This is a genomic window from Streptomyces sp. NPDC044003 (assembly GCF_056435185.1).
The window spans coordinates 59961-74290 of sequence record NZ_JBWKFA010000009.1 but is presented as its reverse complement, the minus strand read 5'-3'; the positions used below and the strand labels follow the sequence as shown (position 1 = coordinate 74290).

12 protein-coding genes and 1 pseudogene are annotated in these 14330 nt (G+C 71.5%); 10 read left to right on the top strand and 3 right to left on the bottom strand.

The window, feature by feature from the left end; translation table 11 throughout:
* The first annotated feature begins 35 nt into the window (after nucleotides 1-35).
* The 5 genes and pseudogenes from thpD (at nucleotide 36) to ehuA (ending at nucleotide 4059) form a co-directional block, all read left to right on the top strand.
* A complete protein-coding gene (gene thpD, locus AC07AW_RS30560) occupies nucleotides 36-932 on the top strand; it encodes an ectoine hydroxylase (RefSeq protein WP_478818687.1) in 897 nt (298 codons plus the stop codon).
* Nucleotides 929-1845: pseudogene (gene ehuB / locus AC07AW_RS30555) on the top strand (ectoine/hydroxyectoine ABC transporter substrate-binding protein EhuB). Before thpD ends, ehuB begins: the two are co-directional and overlap by 4 nt.
* Before the next feature lie 108 nt (nucleotides 1846-1953).
* The gene (gene ehuC, locus AC07AW_RS30550) at nucleotides 1954-2637 is read left to right on the top strand and encodes an ectoine/hydroxyectoine ABC transporter permease subunit EhuC (RefSeq protein ID WP_478818930.1); all 684 of its coding nucleotides are present in this window, start codon (nucleotides 1954-1956) and stop codon (nucleotides 2635-2637) included.
* Nucleotides 2637-3272: an ectoine/hydroxyectoine ABC transporter permease subunit EhuD gene (ehuD, locus tag AC07AW_RS30545; protein ID WP_478818686.1), complete on the top strand. Its 636-nt coding sequence runs from the start codon at nucleotides 2637-2639 to the stop codon at nucleotides 3270-3272. Before ehuC ends, ehuD begins: the two co-directional genes overlap by 1 nt.
* The gene (gene ehuA, locus AC07AW_RS30540) at nucleotides 3262-4059 is read left to right on the top strand and encodes an ectoine/hydroxyectoine ABC transporter ATP-binding protein EhuA (protein WP_478818685.1); all 798 of its coding nucleotides are present in this window, start codon (nucleotides 3262-3264) and stop codon (nucleotides 4057-4059) included. The genes ehuD and ehuA overlap by 11 nt, the downstream gene beginning before the upstream one ends.
* 69 nt (nucleotides 4060-4128) lie before the next feature.
* Here ehuA and AC07AW_RS30535 read toward each other — a convergent pair whose 3' ends face one another.
* On the bottom strand, nucleotides 4129-4995 hold the full coding sequence (locus AC07AW_RS30535; RefSeq protein ID WP_478818684.1) for a SigB/SigF/SigG family RNA polymerase sigma factor: 867 nt from the start codon (nucleotides 4993-4995) through the stop codon (nucleotides 4129-4131).
* A gap of 176 nt (nucleotides 4996-5171) precedes the next feature.
* On the opposite strand from AC07AW_RS30535, the gene AC07AW_RS30530 reads away from it, so the two are divergent.
* On the top strand, nucleotides 5172-5600 hold the full coding sequence (locus AC07AW_RS30530; RefSeq protein ID WP_478818683.1) for an ATP-binding protein: 429 nt from the start codon (nucleotides 5172-5174) through the stop codon (nucleotides 5598-5600).
* Nucleotides 5601-5662: 62 nt separating this feature from the next.
* Here the strand turns inward: AC07AW_RS30530 and AC07AW_RS30525 are convergent, their stop codons facing one another.
* Nucleotides 5663-7156: a SulP family inorganic anion transporter gene (locus tag AC07AW_RS30525; RefSeq protein ID WP_478818682.1), complete on the bottom strand. Its 1494-nt coding sequence runs from the start codon at nucleotides 7154-7156 to the stop codon at nucleotides 5663-5665.
* Between the two features lie 232 nt (nucleotides 7157-7388).
* On the bottom strand, nucleotides 7389-7988 hold the full coding sequence (locus AC07AW_RS30520; RefSeq protein ID WP_478818681.1) for an HPP family protein: 600 nt from the start codon (nucleotides 7986-7988) through the stop codon (nucleotides 7389-7391).
* Nucleotides 7989-8159: 171 nt separating this feature from the next.
* Between AC07AW_RS30520 and AC07AW_RS30515 the strand changes: the two genes are divergently transcribed.
* The 4 genes from AC07AW_RS30515 to AC07AW_RS30500 all read left to right on the top strand — a co-directional run bounded on the left by AC07AW_RS30515 (nucleotide 8160) and on the right by AC07AW_RS30500 (nucleotide 14276).
* Nucleotides 8160-8969 carry an N-formylglutamate amidohydrolase gene (locus tag AC07AW_RS30515; protein WP_478818680.1) on the top strand — a complete coding sequence of 270 codons (810 nt, stop codon included), beginning with the start codon at nucleotides 8160-8162 and terminating at the stop codon, nucleotides 8967-8969.
* 83 nt (nucleotides 8970-9052) lie between these two features.
* Nucleotides 9053-9301 carry a DUF6296 family protein gene (locus tag AC07AW_RS30510; RefSeq protein WP_478818679.1) on the top strand — a complete coding sequence of 83 codons (249 nt, stop codon included), beginning with the start codon at nucleotides 9053-9055 and terminating at the stop codon, nucleotides 9299-9301.
* Between the two features lie 264 nt (nucleotides 9302-9565).
* Complete coding sequence (locus tag AC07AW_RS30505) at nucleotides 9566-10297, top strand: flavodoxin family protein (protein ID WP_478818678.1); 732 nt, start codon at nucleotides 9566-9568, stop codon at nucleotides 10295-10297.
* Nucleotides 10298-11015: 718 nt separating this feature from the next.
* Nucleotides 11016-14276, top strand: coding sequence for an NACHT domain-containing protein (locus AC07AW_RS30500; RefSeq protein WP_478818677.1), 3261 nt, complete (start codon nucleotides 11016-11018; stop codon nucleotides 14274-14276).
* The last annotated feature ends 54 nt before the right edge of the window (nucleotides 14277-14330 follow it).

Sequence of the window (14330 nt, the reverse complement as noted above, 5' to 3'; positions counted from 1 at the left end):
ACCACCCCGTACGCGAAAGGAAGGCACCCCGCCCCATGGCCTCCGCACCCACCCGTCCCGTCGACCTCTACCCCACCCGCGGCTCCCGGGAGGAGCTCATCGGCCGCAAGGACCCCGTCGTGTGGTCCGAGCCCGGCACGCCGGGCCCCTTCTGGGCCCGGGAGCTGGAGGAGTACGACCGCGACGGCTTCGTCACGGTGGACGAGCTCGTCACCCCGGCCGAGGTCGACGAGCTCCGCGCCGAGCTGGACCGGCTCGTCGCCGACCCCGCCGTACGGGCGGACGAGCGGGCCGTCGTCGAGCCCCGCTCCCAGGAGATCCGCTCCGTCTTCGAGGTGCACCGGATCAGCGAGGTCTTCCGCCGGCTGGCCGAGGACCCGCGGGTCGTCGGGCGGGCCCGGCAGATCCTCGGCTCCGACGTCTACGTCCACCAGTCGAGGGTCAACGTCAAGCCCGGCTTCGGCGCCAGCGGCTTCTACTGGCACTCCGACTTCGAGACCTGGCACGCCGAGGACGGGCTGCCCCGGATGCGGACCGTGTCGGTGTCGATCGCCCTCACCCCGAACCACACCACCAACGGCAGCCTGATGATCATGCCGGGCTCGCACCGCACCTTCCTGGGCTGCGCGGGCGAGACGCCCAAGGACAACTACAAGCAGTCGCTGCGGATGCAGGACGCCGGGACCCCGTCCCACGAGGCGCTCACCACCTTCGCCGACGCCTGCGGCATCCGGCACTTCACGGGCCCGGCGGGATCGGCCACCTGGTTCGACTGCAACGCCCTGCACGGCTCGGGCGACAACATCACCCCGTACCCCCGGAGCAATGTGTTCCTCGTCTTCAACAGCGTCGAGAACGCCCCCGAGGCCCCCTTCGCCGCCCCGGTCCGGCGCCCCTCCTTCATCGCCGCCCGCCCGGAGGACCTGGCATGAGCGGCTCCGCGCCACTCGACCGCCGCCGCTTCCTCGGCAGGGCGTCGGTCCTCGGCGGTCTCGCCCTGGCGGCCGGGCCGCTCACCGCCTGCACCCGCACCCAGGCGGGGACGGGAGCGCCCGCCGACGACGGGAAACTTCTCGCGAACCTGCGGGAACAGGGCTTCGTGCGGGTCGGGTTCGCCGGTGAGGCGCCCTACGGCTTCCAGGACGGCGGCGAACTCGCCGGCGAGGCCCCGGCCCTCCACCGGGAGATATTCACCGCGCTCGGCGTGCGCGAACTGCGCCCCACGCTCACGGAGTTCGGCGCGCTGATCCCCGGACTGCTCGCCGGCCGCTTCGACGTGGTGAGCGCGGGCATGTCGATCACGCCCGAGCGCTGTGCCAAGGTGATCTTCTCCGAGCCGGAGTTCGCTCCCCCACCGCCCTCATGGTCCGCAAGGGCAACCCGAAGGGGGTGAGCGACCTGGAGTCCTGCGCGGCGAAGGGCGCCACCGTCGGGGTGCTGACCGCGGCCGTGGAGGCGTCCTACGCCAAGGCGGCGGGCGTCCCGGACGGCTCGGTGAAGACGCTCGCCAAGCAGCAGGACGGGCTCGACGCCCTCCTGGCCGGCCGGATCGACGCCTTCGCGCTGACCGCGATCTCGCTGCGCTGGCTCGCGCGGACGAACGCGGGCGCGCCGGTGGAGGTGGGCGAGGCGTTCGTCCCGGTGGTCGGCGGGGTGCGGCAGCTCGGCGCGGGCGGAGCGGTGTTCCGGCCGGGGGCGAGCGGGCTCCGGGACGCCTTCGACCGGGAGCTCCTGAAGATCACCGGCTCGCCCGAGCGCTTCGTGGGCCTCGTCGGGAAGTACGGGTTCACCGCCCGTGAGGTGCCGCCCCGTTCGCTGCGGACCGCCGACCTGTGTGCCGGGTGAGGGGTGGCCGGCGTGGCTGACGTCCTGTCCGTCGCGGCCGGCGCGCAGTCCATCGGGTCCGGCTCCGTGCCCCTCCCTGCCGGCTCGCCGTCCGCCGGGTCCGGCTCCATGCCCCTCGCGGCGGGCTTCCTGCCCGAGCTGCGGCGCGCGCTGCCCCGGCTCGCCGAGGGACTCCTCGTCACGGTCGAGGCCACGGTGCTCGGTGCCGCGCTCGCACTGCTCCTCGCGTACGTCCTCGGACTGCTGTCCCGGTCGGCGCGGCTGCCGGTGCGGGGCGGGGCGCGCCTCGTCGTGGAGTTCTTCCGGGGGACCTCGCTGTACGTGCAGCTGTTCTGGCTGTTCTTCGCTCTGCCCATGGTCGGCTTCCGGCTCGAACCGCTCGCCTGCGCGGTGCTCGCCCTCGGCCTCAACTACGGGGCGTACGGCGCCGAGGTGGTGCGGGGCGCGGTGGCGGCGGTCCCCCGCGCCCAGACCGAGGCGGGGATCGCGCTCGGCATGGGGGCGGGGCTGCGGCTGCGGCGGGTCGTCCTGCCGCAGGCACACGCCCTGATGGTCGCGCCGTTCAAGAACCTGCTCGTGCAGCTCCTGAAGGCGACACCGCTGCTCTCCCTGGTCACGGTCCCCGATCTCACCTTCCAGATCGACCAGTTGCGCTCGGCGACGGGCGCGACGGCCGCCTCGTACCTGCTGCTCCTCGGGCTCTACTTCGCCATGGCCGTCGTGCTGAGCCTCCTCATGAACGCCCTGGAGCGGGCGGCGAAGGCCCGCCTCGGGCAGGAAGGCGGTGCCTGATGTGGGACGGGGAGGCCGCCCGGGCCGCGCTGCCCGCCGTACTGGAGGGCTTCGGTGTCACGGTCCTGGCGACCGTCCCGGCGTTCGCCCTCGCGATGCTCCTCGGGCTCGTCCTCGCCCTGGTCCAGCGGGCGGGTCCCCGGTGGGCGGCGCTTCCGGTGCGCGGGGCGGCCGCGTTCGTCCGCTCGACGCCGCTCCTGGTGCAGCTGTTCGCGGCCTGGGTGCTCGTGCCCGCGCTCGACGCGCCGGTGCTCGGCGTCCTGGTGCTCGGCACGCACTACGCCACGTACCTCTCGGAGGTGTACCGGACGGGCATCGACGCCGTGCCGCGCGGGCAGTGGGAGGCCTGCACGGCCCTGTCGCTGCCGCGCCGGCGGGTGTGGCGGGCGGTGGTGCTGCCGCAGGCCGTACGGAACGTGCTGCCGCCGCTCGGCAACTACGCGGTGTCCATGTTCAAGGAGACGCCCCTGCTCTCGGTGATCACCGTGCACGAGATGGTCCACGAGGCGAACACCTTCGGCAGTACGCACTTCGCCTATCTGGAGAGCTTCACCCTGGCCGCCGCGGTGTTCCTGCTCGCGAGCTGGCCCACGTCCGTGCTCGTACGACGACTGGAGGCACGCCTTGCCCACTGAGAACCCCAAGGGCTCGGCCGCTCCCGCGGTCCGCTTCGACCGGGTCACCAAACGGTACGGGGACCGCACCGTGCTCGACGGCCTCGATCTGGAGGTCGGGCACGGGGAGCGCGTGACGCTGATCGGCCCGAGCGGCTCCGGGAAGACCACGATCCTCCGGCTGCTCATGACGCTCGAGCGGGTCACCGACGGCGTCATCCACGTGGACGGGGAGCCCTTCTCCCACATGCCGGGAGGCGCGGGCGGGAAGCCGGTGCCGGCGAGCGAACGCCATCTGGCGGTGCGCCGGCGCCGGATCGGCATGGTCTTCCAGCAGTTCAACCTCTTCCCGCACATGAGCGTCCTCGAGAACATCGTCGAGGCGCCCGTCCACGTGCTCGGCGAGAGCCGTGACGAGGCGGACCGCAGGGCGCGGGACCTGCTCGACCTGGTCGGGCTCGGCGACCGGGCCGACGCGCGGCCGACCCGGCTCTCCGGCGGCCAGCAGCAGCGCGTGGCCATCGCCCGCGCCCTCGCGATGCGGCCCGGGATCCTGCTCCTCGACGAGGTGACGTCCGCGCTCGATCCGGAGCTGGTGGCGGAGGTGCTCGACGTGCTGCGCGACATCGCCCGCTCCACCGACATCACCCTGCTGTGCGTGACCCACGAGATGGGTTTCGCGCGGGACGTCTCCGACCGGATCCTGATGTTCGACCGGGGCCGGATCGTGGAATCGGGCCCGGCGGACGAGCTCCTGGAGTCGCCCGCGCACGAACGCACGCGGGCGTTCCTCGGCTCGGTCCGGTGAGCACGGGCCCGGTCGGGTGAGACGGGGGTACACCCGGGGGGGGGACCCGGGCGTACCCCCGTCTCAGGCTCAGACGCCGGTCCCGACCATGCCTTCCCGGAGCCTGTTCAGGCTCCGCGCCAGGAGTCGCGAGACGTGCATCTGGGACACGCCGAGGCGCTCGCCGATCTGCGTCTGGGTCAGCTCCTCGACGAACCGCAGGTGCAGCAGCAGCCGGTCGCGCTCGTCGAGGGCCGCCACGAGCGGGGCGAGGGTGTGGAAGTCCTCGAAGAGCGCGAGCGCCGTGTCCTCCTCGCCGATGAGGTCGGCCAGGGCCGCGTCGTCCGTGTCGTCGTCACCGCCGCCGATCGCGGCGTCCAGGGACGTGGAGTGGTAGCCGTTCGCGGCCAGCTGGGCCTCGACGACCTGGTCCTCGGACAGGTCCATGAGCGGCGCCAGTTCCGCGACGCGGGGTGCGCGGCCGAGCCGCGAGCTCAGTTCGTCGGTCGCCTTGGCCAGCTCCACCCGCGCCTCCTGGAGCCGGCGGGGGACGTGGACCGCCCAGGAGGTGTCGCGGAAGAACCGCTTGATCTCGCCCACGATGTACGGCACGGCGAAGGTGGTGAACTCCACCTCGCGGGCCAGGTCGAAGCGGTCGATCGCCTTGATCAGGCCGATCATGCCGACCTGGACGATGTCCTCCATCTCCTCGGCACGCCCGCGGAATCGGCCCGCCGCGTACCGCACGAGCGTCATGTTCATCTCGATCAGGGTGTTCCGGACGTACTGGTGCTGCGCCGTTCCCTCCTCCCGCGCCGCGAGTTCACGGAGGAACACTCTCGACAGGGCGCGGGCGTCCCGGGGCGCGACCTCGTGAGGGGCCTCGATGTCGGGCAGGCCCTCCCCCGTACCGCTCGTCACGTACGTCTCCGTCGACTTGGCCACTTCGGTCTGCACGGGGACGACCTCCTCCTGCTCTGTCCGTTCGGCGGTCCCGGTTCGCGTACCCGCTCCGCGCGGAGGCACTCCTCACCGGGACGCGCCTTCTTCGGCCCGGGCGGGAGGCATCACTCCGGCGTGACCGGGCAGGCGTAAACCGTCAGCCCTCGACGCATCGGGAGAAAGGGACCGCGATGAACAGCCGGAGCGACACCAGGTCCCGCGCGGACACCACGGGTCCATGGGCCGCCACCGGGAGGACCGGCACGTCACCGCTCCTCACTCCGGCGCAGGCCCGGCAGCTGGTCCGCCACACGCTCACGGCCCTCGGCCCCCTGCGGGCCTCCCAGGTCGACGACCTGCTGCTCGTCACCTCGGAACTGGTCACGAACGCCCATCGCCACGGCGGCGGGGTCACCTCGTTCGGGATCGCCGTCGGCAGCGACCGGGTCACCGTCTCCGTGGCCGACGCCAGCGAGGAGCCGCCGCGCCACGAACTCCGCGAGGAGCTGCGGCCCGGCGGCTTCGGCTGGCCGATCGTGCTGCGCCTGTGCCGCGAGGTGACGGTGGACACCCGGCCGGACGGCAAGACGGTCCACGCGGCGGTGACGGTCGACCGCTAGGGGTGCTTCGAAAGTCCCGTGGGGGCTGTGCGGGACTTTCGACACACCCCCTGGGGCCTGTCTCAGGCGTCCGCGGGGCGTGCGGGGTGCCGCTCCGGCGGACCGTGGAGGTGTACGGAGGCGGGGCCGCCGTTCGTGCGGTGGCGCTCGGCCCAGGACTCGAGCGCGGCCCGGCAGGCGTGGTCCAGGTGATGGAGTCCGGAGAGGTCCAGGACGACCGGGCGGTCGCGCGGCAGGGCTTCGAGGGTGTCCAGGATCGTCGGCAGCCGCAGGAAGGTCACGGTGCCCGACAGGCCGACGCGCACGGGCCCTTCGCCCTCGTCGGTGTGGTCGACGCGGAGGTGGGAGGCGTCCCAGGCCGCTTTGGCGACGGAGACGACGAGTCCGATCAGGACGCCTTCGAGCATGTTCAGGGTGACGATGGCCAGGGCCGTCACCAGGAGGACGAGCGCCTCGCCGCGGTGGCCGCGCCAGAGGGTGACGAGGCCCCGGAAGGGGATCAGTTTCCAGCCCGCGTGGACGAGGATCCCGGCGAGTGCCGCGAGCGGTACGTACTCCAGCGTGCCCGGCAGCAGGGCGGCGAAGAGCAGCAGCCACAGCCCGTGGAGCACGCGGGAAGCCCTGGTCCTGGCGCCCGCCTGGACGTTGGCCGAGCTGCGGACGATCACGGCGGTCATGGGCAGCGCCCCGAGCAGGCCGCAGAGCGTGTTGCCGAACCCCTGGGCGAGCAGTTCCTTGTCGTAGTCGGTGGGCGGTCCGTCGTGCAGCCGGTCCACGGCGGCCGCGCTGAAGAGGGACTCGGCGGAGGCGATCAGCGCGAAGGCGAGGACGGTGCCGAGCAGGGCGACGTCGGTCAGGGCGGAGAGCCCGTCCGCTCCGGGCAGCCCCACGGCGTCCAGTACCCCGCTCACCCTGACCCTCGCGACCGGCAGGTCGAACAGGGCGGTGGCGAGCGCCGCGAGGAGGACGGCGACGAGCGCGCCGGGGACGGCCCGCGCCCGGCGGGGCAGGTGCCGCCAGCCGACGATCACGAGGACGGTGGCGGCCGCGACGGCGAGCGGGACGAGGGTGGCGAGGCTCGTCACGGCGCGTCCGAGGGCGGCCGGCAGTCCGGCGAGCCGGGCCGGGCCGGAGGCGGGGGCGCTGAGTCCGGTCGCGGCGTAGAGCTGGCCGGCGACGATGACGAGGCCGATCCCGGCGAGCATGCCCTCGACGACGGAGAGGGAGATGGCCCGGAACCAGCGGCCCCAGCGCAGTAGGCCCATGGCGACCTGGAGCAGCCCGGCCAGGAGCACGATGACGCCGAGCGCGGCCGGGCCGAGCGTCCGGACGGCGTCGAGGACGAGGACGGTGAGGCCGGCGGCGGGTCCGGAGACCTGGATGCTGCTGCCCCGCATGAGGCCGGTGACGGCGCCGCCGACGATGCCGGTGACGAGACCGAGTTCGGCGGGGACCCCGGAGGCGACGGCCACGCCGATGCAGAGCGGCAGCGCGACGAGGAACACGACGAGGGAGGCGGCGAAGTCCTGCCGGAGGTACGGAAAGGAGGAGGCCATACAAGGGGTGATACGCCCTTGTCGGGGCCTGTTCGGGACGGACCGGAGCCGACCGGTGGTTTCCGTCCGGAACCGGCCGGAAGGTGACGCGATCACCCCGGGGGAAGGCGCTCGGAGGTGCGGATCACCGGGGCGCACCGGGCCGCAGGCGCCCGCACACGCGATCAGACGGAGGGCGTACGGTCGCCGTGTCGGGCGCGCGGGGGCTCAGAGCCTCGGGAGGCCGGGGCGCTCACCACCAGTAGGCGGGGTACTTCGGTGCCACGCGGCGGATGCGGGAGGCGGCGAACGCGGTCAGGACGAGCAGCGCCGTGGCCCCGAACAGCAGGGGGACGAAGCGGCCGGGCGCGGGGGCCTGGAGCACGATGACGACAGCGGTGGCGCAGGCCGGGGAGTGCGGAGTGCGGGCCAGGGTGTTCAGGGCGAGCGTGACTCCGGCGGCGACGGCCGCGGCCCAGGCGCTGCCGTGCGCGGCGACGGCCGCCACGGCGTATCCGGCGGCGGCGCCGATGAGGTGGCCGACGACGACGCTCCGGGGCTGGGCCAGGGGCAGAGCGGGGGCGCAGTGCACGAGCGCGGCGCTGGCGGCCAGCGGGGGTATCAGCACCGGTTCGTGGATGAGAGCGCCGATGGCGACGAGCCCGAGGAGGGCGGCGGTCGCGGCGCTGACGTTGTGGAAGGCCGCGCCGGGCGCGGGCCGGGCCGGGGCGCGTCCTGCGATCCACGGCAGGCGCGGCTCCCTGGCGGCGTGGGTGTCGGGGGCGACGTGGGTGTCGGGGGCGGCGTGGGTGTCGGGGGCGGCGGCGGGACGCAGTGCGGCGTCGGTGCTCATGTGCGGTGCGGTTTCCGGGACAGGGACGGACAGGGGTGGTGGTCGTACGGGTCCCTGTGGTCGACAGTCGGCCCGGTCTCACGCCTGAGCCTGGTGCGGCGGCGCGACCTCGCACCACTGTAACCAGCGGTTTCGCCACGGCGTGGGCGGGGTCGGGGGCAAGATCGCCTCATGACCGACACCACGCCCTCGTTCCGGCTCCTTCCCGGAGCACCGGATTCCCCCGTCCTCCTGCATGTGCCACACTCCTCGCGCGAGGTGCCCGCGGACGTACGGGAGGGGATCCTGCTCGGCGACGAGGAGCTGGCCCGGGAGCTGGACCACATCACGGACGCCCACACGGCGGAGATAGCCGACGTGGCCACGGCGGCGGCCGGCACGGCGCCCTGGCGGTTCGTCAACCGGCTCTCGCGGCTCGTCGTCGACCCGGAGCGCTTCCCGGACGAGCGTGAGGAGATGCTGTCCGTCGGGATGGGGGCGGTGTACACCCGCACCACCCACCGCGCGGCGCTGCGGGCGGACGGTTTCGACCCGGCGCCGCTGCTCGACCGGTACTTCGCCCCGTACGCCCGGGCGATGACGGAGGCCGTGGCCGAGCGCCTGGCCGTGGCGGGACGGGCGGTCATCGTCGACGTCCACTCGTACCCGACCGAGCGGCTGCCGTACGAGCTGCACGGCGAAGGGCCGCGCCCGCCGGTCTGCCTCGGCACGGACGCCTTCCACACGCCGCCCGCGCTGCTCGACGCGGCGCGGGAGGCGTTCGGCGGGTTCGGCGGCGTCGGCACGGACAGCCCCTTCGCGGGGACGTACGTGCCGCTGGCGCACTACGGCCGGGATCCGCGGGTGAGCGCCCTGATGGTGGAGATCCGCCGCGATCTGTACATGAGCGAGCCGGGCGGTCCGGCGGGCCCGGGCGCCGAGGCGCTGGGCCTTGCCCTGGCCGCGCTGGTCGACGCGGTGACCCAGGGCGCGCCCGGCTGAGCGGCGGGTCCCGGGCCGTGACCTCCTCCGAGCGGCGGGTTCCCCAGCGGGTGGCCTCGCCCGATCGGCGTAAAATCGGGGAGATGAACCCACGCCGCTACGAGCTGGTGTTCTCCGACGGCGCAGGCTCGGCCCTGGACGTCGTGATCGTGGAGCGCACGCAGCTCAAGGGGGCCGGGGGCCATCCGGTGTACACCGACGCCACCGGCATCATCCGGGCCGAGATCAGCGACCGCGACGAGGTGCGCATCCTCGCTTCGGGCGGCCATCAGGAACCCGCCCAGACCGTTCGGGCCCGCCCACTCCCCGACCCCGACGGCTCCCCGGCCTGACGTCGCGGCCGGGCCCCTCATGCGCTCGGTCGCGCCGGACCGGCCGGGGTTGCGCCGAGTACGCAGGCTGGGGTCGGGCCCGGGAGGGGGCCGCACGCGGAGTGAGGAGACCCCGCCGACGGCCGCGCCCGCAGCACGCCCGACATCACCGTGATCTTCCGGACTGTCAGGCAACCGGCCCAGCTCCACGAGCGCCCGGGGCGAAGGCCTGGTGAGCTGTACGGGGAGATCTCCGGTGCCTTCACATCCGGACTCCCTGAGCGGATGGAGGAGGATTCCGTGCCGGACCCGACGACGTCGTACGCCGACCTGCGCGCCCTGGTGATCAACTGCACCCTGAAACGTTCCCCGGAGCGCAGCCACACGCAAGGGCTGATCGACATCAGCACCGGGATCATGGAGCGCCAGGGCGTGCAGGTCGACGTGCTCAGGGCGGTGGACATCGACATCGCGACCGGTGTCTGGCCGGACATGACGGAGCACGGGTGGGAGACGGACGAGTGGCCGGTGATCTACTCGCAGGTGATGGCCGCCGACATCCTGACCCTGGCGGGGCCTGTGTGGCTGGGAGACAACTCCTCGGTCATGAAGAAGGTGATCGAGCGTCTGTACGCCTGCTCGTCGATCCTCAACGAGCGTGGCCAGTACGCCTATTACGGTCGCGTGGGCGGCTGCCTGATCACCGGCAACGAGGACGGCGCAAAGCACTGCGCGATGAACGTCATCTACAGCCTTCAGCACTTGGGTTACGTCGTCCCGCCGCAGGCCGACGCAGGCTGGGTCGGCCCGGCCGGACCCGGCCCTTCCTACCTCGACGAGGGCTCGGGCGGGCCGGAGAACGACTTCACCAACCGCAACACCACGTTCATGACCTGGAATCAGCTCCACCTGGCCCGCATGCTCAAGGACGCCGGCGGTATCCCGTCGTACGGCAACCAGCGATCCGAGTGGGATGCAGGCTGCCGCTTCGACTTCGAGAATCCCGAGCATCGCTGAACGGCCGGCTTCCCAGGTGATCTTCTCGCTGTCCGCCATGCCCACTGTGCGTTACGGGCTCGGTAAGTCGGCGGAGAGATCAGCTGTTCGCCACACCCGCAAACGGTACAACGGCTACTGAGCCGCGTCGGCTTGGGCACGCTCGCCATCGGGGCGATGATCGCCTGTGCAGACGTCGGCAAAAGCAGGCTGTCTACCCGCCGGGCCCTCCGAGGGCGCCGTCGTCTTGGACGCCTTTCCTCGCCGCCGGCGAGCACGAGGGCGGCCTTGCCCTGCCTGACACCGGCGGCCCCGCCGCAGGCCTGCGGGCCGAACTGCGCCCACCGAGGAGAAGTCGGCGAAGTCAGCGGCGGGCCTAGGGGTACCCAATCGCGTGCCGTAGTGATTCGATGGAATGGACTCTTCGGATCAGCCGGACCCGACTGGTTCACACATGAACTTTCCATGTGGCGAACCTCGCTCATTCGAGAAGCCGTGATACCCCATGGACACCGTCGCACGACAGCCCGGGGGAAGGAAGCAATCGGGGGGCAAGGTCAGACCCCGGAGCGCGCCCCGCCTGGTACGCCCACGCCGCGCGATCCGAGCGTTGTACCGGTGGGTCCGGCGGGCCTTACGCGGTATCCGTCGCCGATGGATCTGCCGCCGTAAAGTCATCCGGATCCGCTACCGGCTCACTTGGGCAACGTTCCGGAAAATCCTCACGCCCATCCCCGCCGTGGCCTTCCTCCTGTTCGTCGGGTATTCGCTCGCCAACGTCATCAGCGGCACGAAGGGCCCCATTGAGGCGCGTTGCGGAAACAGTGGCGCATGCGGCGTGGTAACCGGCTTCCTCTTCCCGTTCCTGTCCCTCGCCCTGGCGACCACGGTGTTCCTGTACTACCGGTCCTGGCACATCAAACGGCCCATCGTCCGCAAGGCCAAACACCAACCGCAACGGCTTGTCGCTCCGGCCGGAAGGCCCGTCGAGCAGATTGTCGGCCGTGAGCAACTGTGCGAGGTGATCTGCCGGTCACTGGGCGACCGTCAGAACCGGCGCCCGTACATCCTGGTCGGCGGAGTGGGCTCGGGGAAGACGGCGGTGCTCATCCAGCTCACCCAGATGCTCGCCCGGCAGGGCCGGGTCCCGGCCCCGGTCAGGCTTCGCCAGGCCGACACCAAAGGTTCCCTGGACTTCCGCACGCTGGCGGAGAAGACGTTTTCGAACGAGGCCGATCCCGGGGCATTCCTCTCGTCGGAACAGGGTGCCAAGGTCTGGCGCCAGCTCTGCAAGGAAGGCCGGGCCGTGGTGATCGCGGACGGCCTGGAGGAGGCGCTCAGCACCGACAGTCGGCAACGAGACCGGGACAACGAAATCCGGCTCGCCATCGACCGCGCCGAGCGGCAGAAGCTCCCCCTCGTCATCGCCTCCCGACCGCACGCCCCGCTCGAGGACACCTACGCCTCGATCATCGATCTGGAACCGCTCTCCGAGGAGGCCGCCCTCTGCTTCCTGGCACAGGACGATCCGGAGCCCGACACCCACCGGCTGGACTGGATCGTCGAGACCGCCGTGGTGAGCGAGTCCCCGCTCTACATGGAGATCACCCGCGAGTTGGCACGGAAGCACCAGCTCGAGCACCTGGAGAGCGCCAGGGCCGGGAACGCGCTCGACACCCGTAGCCGCGACCGCTCGACGCTACGGCTGCGCCTGCTGGAGACCTGGAAGGAAGCCGTGATCCACGGTTACCTGTACGAGGATGTCGCCCTGACCCAGAAAGAGCGGGACCGGACCGTCCGCGTGCTCTCCGCACTGGCCACCATCGGTTTGCTCCGGGACAGCCTGCAGGTTGACTTCGACGAACTGCTCGACCCGATGAACGCTCCTGCCCTTGAGGGGAAGCGCGGGCTGATCGCCGTGGCCAAGAAGCTGCAGAAAGCGCTTCACCCTGACCAACGCACGCTCGACCCACAGCAATACGCAAGCAAGTACGCCCTCCACGCCTCCCGAGGAGAACAGCTCAGCCTGGTGGAGAGTCGGGACAACGGCGTCTCCTTCCCGCACAGCATCCTCCAGGCCCACCTCGGCTCCATGTATCTCCACCTGGTCACCAAGGATCAGCTCAGGCAGTCGCTCCAAGGCAACGACCTCGGCCGTGAACTGCTGATCAGCCTGGTCCTCCGCTCGTGCCGGGAGGAGTGGGCCACCATCAAGGACTACCCACGACTCCTTCTGGAGGCTGCCGCAGACACCAAGCGGACAGACTCCAAGGCCCTGGACCTGTTCGCGGCGGCTCTCGAGGTCGATGTCCATGCCCAGTCCGCCGAACCCGAGGGCAAGGCAGTCTCGATCCACACCGACATCGCCAGTGCCCTGAGCAGCCGGTGGCCGAAGATCACCGCTGGTGACCCCCGAAGCCTGGACGAGGGCAGGGAGCGCTTGGTCCACCGCTACGGCGAGGTCCTGCGCGAGATCACCCGACGGCGGAACCTCAGCGACCCGGACCCCGACGCGTGGCACGCCCCCGAGCAATCGCCGGCGTACCGCTCGTTCTTGGAACTGGCGTTCCAAGAGGAGTCCTACGCGTTGCGACTGGCGATCACCCAAGAAGTCGGCGCCGGCGGCGACGCGGCCTTCGACGCGCTGCGTAGGGTCTTCCGCCCGACTTCAGCTCCTGCCCCCGACCCGGTCAACCAGTACAACGCGATGCTCAAGGATCTGCAGCAGCGTGCCCAACGTCTCAGCGACGTGTCGAGAGGCGAGCGTCGCACCGAGAAGCAGAAGGCGGAGTTCCAGCGGAAGGAGGACGAGATCCGCAAGTGCAAGGGTGACGTCTGGCGCCAGTTCGCCACCCGTGCCACGACCGTACCCATGGTCGTCGGCTCGGTCGGCATCGAGCGCCGCGCCGAGGCGGCCGAGCGGCTGGACACCTGGCTCAAACACCTCGATCCGACCAAATGCAAGGGCGGCACCGCCGACCTGCCGCTCTCCCTCGAGGTCGCCCTCGCGCAGGGCTTCAAGTCCGCGGCCAACCGCCGTCGGCGCCACCCCGACACGAACGATGACACCCGTGAACTGCTGATCGAGAAGGCCGAGACCATGCTGGCAAGGTCGCGGTACTGGTTCGCCCAGCTCACCCTGATCCACGCGCTCTGTCTCTGGGAGCTGCCCGACCGTCTCGGCCGCACCACCGTCACAGAGTCGAATGACGACGAGCCCGACCACGAGCACGACAACCACCGCAACAATCACCGCAACAATCACCGCCCGGTTGCCGATCCGAACGACGCGGTTCAACGCTGGCTCAAGCTGGCCGGCAGCGAGCGCGCGCCCGCGGACCGCCGCGAGGAGGACCAGGCGCGCCATGGCGAGCGACTGCATCCCTTCGTGTCCCGGGCGGCGGAACTGGCCGTGCTGGCCTTGGAGACCGGCCGGCCTGAGCAGTACATCTGGATCGACGAGAAGGGCGCGATGGAGAAGGTCGGCTCCACCTCCGGCGACCCGCACTTCTTCCGCAAGCACAACCTCTGGATCCCGCCGTCGGTCGGTTGGTCCACGCTGGACCCGCGGGCGCAGCAACTGCTCGCCGACGTCCTGCTGTTGCTCAACCTCACGGAGCGCAACGGTGATCCGGACCTGATCGAGAGGCGGTTCGAACGGTCCGCCCGCAACTCCCTACCGCCGTGTCTGACCAGGGATCGTTCGCCGCTCCAGCCGAGACGGACCGTCGGTATGGCGCGTAAGGCCGAACCCGGCAACACCTGCCTGCGCGACTGCCCGTTCGAGCTCTGCCCGTACCCGCCCAAGGGCGCCCTCCCCCGGGCCGAGCTGCGTGAGGTGTTCTGCCTCCAGCAGCAGGCGCTGCTGCGCTGGCGCCGCGGCCGGTTCCCCCTCATCGCCATGACCCGCAAGCGCGCGCCGTGGCAGGGGATGACCTGCAAACAACTACGGCAGTTCTGGGGGCAGATGGCGGAACGCACCCGCACACCCCGCTCGTAAGGCCACTCACAGCCGCCAGCGGTGAAGCCGCGCCCGAGAGGGCGGCGGTGCTTC